Raw genomic sequence first — 6,487 nt, 5'->3', positions numbered from 1 at the left:
TCGCGGGGCAAGCCCGCTCCCACGCTCCCAGCCCCACGTTCCCAGCTCTCACGCTACACCGTATTGCTCGTATCTCCCTGCCATCCGGACGCCCTCTAGAACGGCGCATCCCCAAGGATGGTCGCCCGATGCATCACCCGCCGCTGCGGCCGATAGTCATCCACCGCGTAATGCTGGGTCACGCGGTTATCCCAGAACGCCACGTCGTTCTCCTGCCAGCGCCAGCGAATGCTGAACTCCGGCCGCGTCGCATGGGCGAACAGTAGTTTGAGCAGCGCCTCGCTCTCTTGCTCGCTCAGCTCGTTGATCCGCGTAGTGAACCCCTCATTGACGAACAGCGCCTTGCGCCCACTCACCGGATGGGTGCGCACCACCGGGTGCGACAGCGGCGGATTGTTGCGCCGGGTCGCTTCCCAGCGTTCGAGGTCTTGCGCCGTGGTGCCGAAGCGCTCCAGCGGGAACGACTTGGTGAAGTCATGGGTCGCCGTCAGCCCTTCAAGCATTGTGCGCAGCGGCGCCGACAGCGCTTCGAACGCCGCAATGCCACTGGCCCACAGCGTGTCGCCACCGTAAGCCGGCAACTGCTTGGCACTGAGTACCGCGCCCAGCGCCGGGGTCGGCAGGAAGGTCACGTCGGTGTGCCACACGGCGTTGTCACGCACGTCGGTGACTGCCGTGTCGAGGATCAGCACCTGCGGGGTATCCGGCACGTTGGGGTAGATCGGATGAATATGCAGATCACCAAAGTGCGCGGCAAAGTTAGCCTGCTGGGCCGGGTTCAGTGGCTGGTCGCGGAAGAACAGCACCTGATGCTTGAGCAGCGCTTGTTCGATAGCGTCGCGCTGCTCTTGGGTAATCTCGCGGCTGATGTCCACGCCGCTGATCTGGGCGCCGAGCGCCGGGCTGAGAGGGGTGATGGTCAGGCTCATGTCGGTCTCTTCTGGTAAGCGTGCGCCGGGCTGCCGGCGTGGTCAGTCAGCATCAGTGGCTTTGTCCGTGCCAGGGCACCAGCTTGCGTTGCAGGGCGCGCAGGCCCATCTCCAGGGCGAAGGCGATCAGGGCAATCAACAAAATGCCCAGCACCACTACGTCGGTGACGAGGAACTGCGACGCCGACTGCACCATGAAGCCCAAGCCACTGGTGGCGGCGATCAGCTCGGCGGCGACCAGGGTCGACCAGCCGACGCCCAGGCCGATACGGATACCGGTGAGGATGTCGGGCAGGGCGCTGGGCAGGATCACATGGCGGATCAGCTGCGCTTTACTCGCCCCCAACGACTGCGCGGCGCGCAGTTTGGCCGGGTCGACGGTGCGCACCCCGGTGGCGGTGGCGATGGCGATCGGGGCGAAGATCGCCAGGTAGATCAGCAGCACCTTGGACAACTCGCCAATGCCGCACCAGATCACGATCAGCGGCAGGTAGGCCAGCGGTGGGATCGGCCGGTAGAACTCGATCAGCGGATCGAGAATGCCGCGGGCGATGCGGTTGTAGCCGATGGCGATGCCCACCGGGATCGCGGTCAGGGTCGCCGCCGCCAGTGCCAGGCCGATCCGCCCCAGGCTCGCGCCCAGGTGCTGCCACAGGCTGGCGTCCATGTAGCCCTGGGTCAGCAGTACCCAGGCCTTGGCCAGGATGTCGGCGGGGGACGGCAGGAACAACGGCTCGACCCAGCCCGCTGCGGTCACCAGCCACCACAGTGCGAGCAGGGCGGTCAGGGTAAGGGCACTGATCCAGCGGGTCGGCAGTGAACGACGCAGCTTGATCACGGGCTTGCTCTGGCGGGTGGGTTTGCCGGCGACGGGCAATTCAAGGCTGCTCATAGGGACGCCTCCCGGCGGGTGGATTCGCGTTGCGAGAACACCCGCGCCAGCACATGCTCGCGGGTTTCGATGAAACGTGGATCGGACTTGATCGCCCGCGCCGATTCACCGGCGGCGTAGCGCTGGCCGAAGTCCAGTTGCAGGCGCTCGACCACGCGACCGGGATTGGGCGCCAGCAACACCAGTTCGCTGGCGAGGAAAACCGCTTCTTCAATATCGTGGGTGATCAGGAACACCGGCTTGGCAGTGCGCTGCCAGACCTGCAACAACAGCTCTTGCATCTGTTCGCGGGTAAAGGCGTCGAGTGCGCCAAACGGCTCGTCCATCAGCAGCACGCGGGGGTTGGCCGCCAGTGCCCGGGCCAGGCCCACGCGTTGTTTCTGACCACCGGAAAGCTGCCAGATACGCCGTTCGGCAAAGTCTGCCAGGTCGACCAGCGCGAGCATTTCGCGGGCTTTCGCCTCGCGCTCGGCGCGCGCTACGCCGGCCAGTTCCAGGCCAAAGGCAACGTTGCCGAGCACATCCTGCCAAGGCAGCAGGGCGTCGTCCTGGAACACCACCCCACGTTCGGCGCCGGGGCCTTGCACCGGTACGCCGTCAAGGGTGATGCGTCCGCCGCTGGGGGCGACGAAGCCGGCGATCAGGTTGAGCAGCGAGGTCTTGCCGCTGCCCGATGGCCCCAGGGCCACCAGCAGCTGGCGTGGACCCAGGCTCAGGTTGATGTCGGCCAGCACCGGGGTGGCGGCGCCGGGGTACTGTGCGCTGATGCGCTCCAGTTCAAGCAAGGCCATGACAGGCTCCGGATCAGTTGGGGAGGTATTTGGCGCTGACGTAGGGCGAATAGTCCGGCAGTACCGCATCGACCTTGCCTTGTTGCTTGAGGAAGGTGGCGGTGTCGGTCAGCGCCTGGGTGGTTGGAGCACCGAGGGCATTGGCCTGGTCGGCGGCCAGCGGATAGACGTTGCCTTGCAGCAGGACCGGGATGTCCGTGGACTTGGCGCCCGAGAGCTTGGCCAGCTTGGCCACGTTGTCAGGGTTGGCCAGCCAGGCTTTGGGGTCTTTGCGGTAGTCGGCGTAGGCGTCGAGGGTCACTTTGGCGAAGGCCTTGACCACTTCTGGGTGCTTGTCGGCGAAGTCCTTGCGCACGATCCAGGCGTCGAAAGTCGGTGCGCCTTTGTGCGCCAGTTCACCGGAGGTGATCAGTACCTTGCCGTTTTCCTTGGCCACGCCCAGGGCTGGGTCCCACACGTAGGTGGCGTCGATGTCGCCGCGCTTCCAGGCCGCGATGATTGCCGGTGGCGCGAGGTTGAGGATCTGCACTTTGGAGGGGTCGATGTTCCACGCCTTCAGTGCGGCGAGCAGGCTGTAGTGGCCGGTGGAAACGAACGGCACCGCGACTTTCTTGCCGATCAGGTCTTGCGGGGTCTTGATGCTGTCGCGGGCGACCAGCGCTTCACCGGCGCCGATCTGGGTGGCGATCAGAAAGGTTTCCACTGGCAGCTTGCGGGTGGCAGCGGCGGCCAGCGGGCTGGAGCCGAGGTAGCCGATTTGCACATCGCCCGAGGCGACGGCGGTGATCACGTCGGCGCCGTTGTCGAATTTGCGCCAGTCGATGCTGGCCTTGCTGGCTTTTTCATAGTCGCCATCGACCTGGGCCACCTTGGCTGGGTCGACGGTGGTCTGGTAGGCGACGGTCAAGTCGGCTGCCTGGGCGAACCAGCTGGTGCTGGCGAGGGTCAGGGCGGCGAACAGGCGCAGCGGATTGTGCGGGATCATGGTTGAACTCCTCGTCAGGCAATCGGGATGATTATGGCGAGAAGACTAGATGATCTAAGAAATCGGAAATAAATAACTTTTTAGCATTAGCTTAGGAGCCAAATGCTTTAAGCCTGCGGGCCTCATCGCGGGGCAAGCCCGCTCCCACGCAATCTGGGTCGTCCTGACGATTGTGGGCTCTGCGTGGGAACGGGCTTGCCCGCGATGAGGCTCGCACTAACAACCTGCTTGCCTGGAAAAACCAGGATCGCCTGCTAGCCTTTCGCGACCCCTCAGATCAAAGTGGAATAAGGTTATGAGCAAACGTTTGCAAATAACCTAAAGCTCTATACGGGGTCGCCGATACAACTTTTGGTAGTAAAGGTTCCTAGGATATTCCGCAAAAGTCTTACAGATTCATAAAACAGTCATTTTGGATTTATAGGATTGTCATTATCCTGTAGCGCAGGTGGCGTCTTAGACCAAAGTCGTGAAACGATTAGAAATGATTGACTTCACGGTCACACTTTGGGACTAAATCGCCCATCCACGGCAGAGCGGGGCAGCAGATCCCGCCGCCTGAGATACACAAAAATTAGAACGTAGAGGAGCAAAACATGTACAAGTCCAGCCTGGCTCTGGCCGTGGCACTGGGGGTTCTCGCCCAACAAGCAGGCGCTGCTGGTTTCGTTGAGGACAGCAAGCTGTCCCTGAGCTCGCGCACCATGTACTACGACAACGATAACCGTGAAGCTCACGCTACCGCAGCTACTGCGACTCGCCCTGCCGGTAAGCGTCCGGATCAGCGTGAGACAGGCCAAGGCTTCAAGCTTGACTACATTTCGGGCTTCACCGAAGGCACTGTAGGCTTCGGTATCGATGCTCAAGCGCTGTGGGGTATCCACCTGGACGGTGGTCGTGGTTACCATAAAAGCGGCTTCATGCCTGACGCTAGCAACGGCTCTTCGGTAAATCAGTGGGCTCGTTTCGGTGCCAACGCCAAGGCTCGCTTCTCGAAGACTGAAGCGCATTTCGGTAGCGCGCTTGCGCCGAACCTTCCGATCCTGGTTGCCAACGACGGTCGTGTCCTCCCGCAGACCTTCGAGGGTGGCACCATCACCTCGAAAGAAATCGACAACCTGACCATCAACGCGGGTCAGCTGACCCACGCCATGGGTCGTGCTTCGAGCAACCGTACCGGCCTGTCGGTCAACGGTGCCAGCGCTGACAGCAACAAGTTCCGCTACGGCGGCCTGGACTACAAGCTCACTCCAGACCTGACCCTGCAGTACTACTACTCGAACCTGGAAGACTTCTACAAGCAGCACTTCCTGGGTGCGACCCACGTCTTCAAAATTGCCGATGACCAATCGTTCAAAACCGACCTGCGCTATTTCGATAGCAGCAGCGATGGCAAGAACGGCGACGGCGGCAACTATGATTTCAACAACAATGGTGGCTACGAGAAAAACGAAGGCAAGGTCGACAACAAGACCTGGTCGGCGATGTTCACGTACACCTTGGGTGGCCATGCGCTGATGCTGGGTCACCAGCAAGTTAGCGATGATGGTGGTTTTGTCTGGCTGAACCAAGGTTCGGTAACCGATGGTAATGGCCGTGCCGAGGGTGCTGGTGGCGCAAGCTTCTACCTGTTCACCGATAGCATGATCAACCAGTTCGCACGTGCTGGTACTAACACCACGTTCGGCCAGTACAGCTATGACTTTGCACGCGTTGGTGTGCCAGGTCTGAAGGCATCCGTCGCTTACCTGCGTGGTACTGATATCCGTAATGATTCTGGCCACGGCACCTACAGCGAGTGGGAGCGTGATGCTCGTATCGACTACGTGATCCAGGAAGGCACCTTCAAAGGCTTGGGCGCTAGCCTGCGCCACGGCATCTACCGTGGTGAAGGTGAGTCGCCAGCCGATCAGGATCAGACCCGTCTGATCGTCAACTACACTTACAACTTCATGTAAGTCGTAGTTGCACAAAAAGAGCCTCGCCTAGTGCGAGGCTTTTTTGTGCCCAAGATTTCGTATGCATTCTAGTTATAAATAAATCGATATTTATTCTTTTTGTTTTGCATCGAATGCAGGCACATTGAACCCATACCGCGCCCTAACGCAGATCTAAGGAGCCCCACCCCATGAGCCTCAAACTCGGCGACATCGCCCCCGATTTCGAACAGGATTCCAGCGCTGGCAAGATTCGCTTCCACGAGTGGTTGGGCAATAGCTGGGGCGTGCTGTTCTCGCACCCTGCCGATTTCACCCCGGTGTGCACCACCGAGCTGGGCCTGACCGCCAAGCTCAAGGATGACTTCGCCCAGCGTGGGGTCAAGGCCATCGCCCTGTCGGTCGACCCGGTCGACTCGCACCACAAGTGGATCGATGACATCAACGAAACGCAGAACACCGTGGTCAACTTCCCGATCATCGCCGACGCCGATCGCAAGGTTTCCGACCTGTACGACCTGATCCACCCCAACGCCAACGACACCCTGACGGTGCGCTCGCTGTTCGTGATCGATCCGAACAAGAAAGTGCGCCTGACCATTACCTATCCAGCCAGCACCGGGCGCAACTTCAACGAGATCCTGCGGGTGATCGACTCGTTGCAGCTGACCGACAACTACAAGGTCGCCACCCCAGGTAACTGGCAGGACGGCGACGAAGTGGTGATCGTGCCGTCGCTCAAGGACGAAGACGAGATCAAGCAGCGCTTCCCCAAAGGCTACCGTGCCGTGAAGCCCTACCTGCGTCTGACACCACAACCGAATCGTTAAGCTATTCCTCGTTGCATTGCTCTTAGCCAAGCAGGGATCTTCGGGCCGTTTCGACGGCCCTTTTTTATGCCTGCGAGAAACCCAGGCAGGGTTGGGCTGGAAGACGGGCTACGTGGAGGAAGG

Annotated in this window: 6 protein-coding genes; 2 read left to right on the top strand and 4 right to left on the bottom strand. The window is 61.0% G+C overall.

Going from position 1 to position 6,487, the window contains the following annotated elements; genetic code table 11:
• Positions 1-95: 95 nt before the first annotated feature.
• The 4 genes from tauD to tauA are packed head-to-tail and all read right to left on the bottom strand — an operon-like array spanning position 96 to position 3,597.
• A complete protein-coding gene (gene tauD / locus ACF8K2_RS06145) occupies positions 96-929 on the bottom strand; it encodes a taurine dioxygenase (protein ID WP_312154178.1) in 834 nt (277 codons plus the stop codon).
• Positions 930-981: 52 nt separating this feature from the next.
• On the bottom strand, positions 982-1,821 hold the full coding sequence (tauC, locus tag ACF8K2_RS06140; RefSeq protein WP_392463909.1) for a taurine ABC transporter permease TauC: 840 nt from the start codon (positions 1,819-1,821) through the stop codon (positions 982-984).
• Positions 1,818-2,612, bottom strand: a complete 795-nt coding sequence (gene tauB, locus ACF8K2_RS06135) for a taurine ABC transporter ATP-binding subunit (RefSeq protein ID WP_186552881.1) — start codon at positions 2,610-2,612, stop codon at positions 1,818-1,820. Before tauB ends, tauC begins: the two co-directional genes overlap by 4 nt.
• A gap of 13 nt (positions 2,613-2,625) precedes the next feature.
• On the bottom strand, positions 2,626-3,597 hold the full coding sequence (tauA, locus tag ACF8K2_RS06130; RefSeq protein ID WP_392463908.1) for a taurine ABC transporter substrate-binding protein: 972 nt from the start codon (positions 3,595-3,597) through the stop codon (positions 2,626-2,628).
• 596 nt (positions 3,598-4,193) lie between these two features.
• Between tauA and ACF8K2_RS06125 the strand changes: the two genes are divergently transcribed.
• Together ACF8K2_RS06125 and ACF8K2_RS06120 are read left to right on the top strand one after the other, a co-directional pair.
• Complete coding sequence (locus tag ACF8K2_RS06125; RefSeq protein WP_392463907.1) at positions 4,194-5,555, top strand: OprD family outer membrane porin; 1,362 nt, start codon at positions 4,194-4,196, stop codon at positions 5,553-5,555.
• A 170-nt stretch (positions 5,556-5,725) separates the two neighbouring features.
• The gene (locus ACF8K2_RS06120) at positions 5,726-6,364 is read left to right on the top strand and encodes a peroxiredoxin (RefSeq protein WP_186552877.1); all 639 of its coding nucleotides are present in this window, start codon (positions 5,726-5,728) and stop codon (positions 6,362-6,364) included.
• Positions 6,365-6,487 lie beyond the last annotated feature (123 nt).

This window comes from Pseudomonas sp. xss_2 (assembly GCF_043104195.1).
In the GTDB taxonomy this organism is placed as follows: domain Bacteria; phylum Pseudomonadota; class Gammaproteobacteria; order Pseudomonadales; family Pseudomonadaceae; genus Aquipseudomonas; species Aquipseudomonas urmiensis.
Note: the sequence above shows the minus strand (reverse complement) of the source record. Positions and strands in the feature narration are given on the sequence as shown.